This is a genomic window from Alcanivorax sp. HI0044, from assembly GCF_001634945.1.
Map to the genome: position 1 here is coordinate 1 of NZ_LWEZ01001706.1, position 1,060 is coordinate 1,060.

At 50.1% G+C, this 1,060-nt stretch carries 2 protein-coding genes; both read left to right on the forward strand.

Features of this window, described 5'->3' with window-relative positions; genetic code table 11:
* A partial coding sequence (locus tag A3730_RS32830) for a hypothetical protein (protein ID WP_231884047.1) occupies positions 1-209 on the forward strand: 209 nt, incomplete at its 5' end.
* A 232-nt stretch (positions 210-441) separates the two neighbouring features.
* A partial coding sequence (locus A3730_RS25665; RefSeq protein WP_063539266.1) for a C39 family peptidase occupies positions 442-1,060 on the forward strand: 619 nt, incomplete at its 3' end.

Genomic DNA, 1,060 nt, shown 5'->3' on the forward strand with positions numbered 1-1,060 from the left:
TCGGTCTACCGTGGGATGACGCCGTTCTGGATTTTGACCTGCATGCGAAACAAAGGAAAACCTTGGCCACGCCCAGCTATGGCGGGGTGACCCAGAAAATTTACACCGATTCAGTTGGCCGCTGGAGGCATTACGCTCCATGGCTGGAGCCTGTATTGCCACAATTCAAAGCGACTGCTGAGCGTTATGGGTATGACCTTTCCGTGTAGCCTAATGTGAGTTGCCAATGGGGAAGGGTGTGTGGTCGCAGTCTTTATGTCCCTGAGCGGGTTGTAACCCATTGATTTTATAAGTTGCGATGGTGGCGAGCACTTGGAATGACCGCTAAGCTCGCGTCTTTGCTTCTTCGGCGAATTAACATGGTTGCCTGTGCTGGGTGACGTGGTTAACATGTCTGACCATATTGGACACAAACAATAACAATAATGCTGGATGCCATAGATGCTGACTTCCATGCTGGGTGTGGCGCTGATATTTTTTGCAGCCAATGAGTCTGTTGTGATCGAACCCCCCAAGAAAGGGGAGGTCTACTACGAACACCCGACGACACCAGTGCCATTACGTGAACGGGATATCGTGGTTAAACCGGTATCTGAGTTCCGTTATCACAATGTTACGCGCCAGGCGTATGACTATTCCTGTGGCTCTGCAGCCCTTACGACGGTGCTTAATCAGTATCTTGGACGCCAGTTCCAGGAGCGCCAGATCATGGAAGGGCTGTTGCGATTTGGTGAAACGGATAAGATTGTCGAGCGCCGAGGATTTTCCCTTCTTGATATGAAGCGTCTGGCGACAGCACTGGGCCACCCTAGTGGGGGGTTTAGAGCCGAAATGTCAGATATTAAGACGCTGGATCACCCCGCTATTGTTCCGATCGCTTATGGTGGGTTTAAGCATTTCGTTGTGCTTAAGAAGTATCAGAATGGCCATGTCTATGTTGCCGATCCTGCTTTGGGGAATATCAGTTTCAGTGAGACAAAGTTTCAGGAAGTCTGGGATCAAAACGTACTCTTTATCGTGTTCCCGAACGGTTTTGAGCCTCAGGATGGGCTCCAGTTAA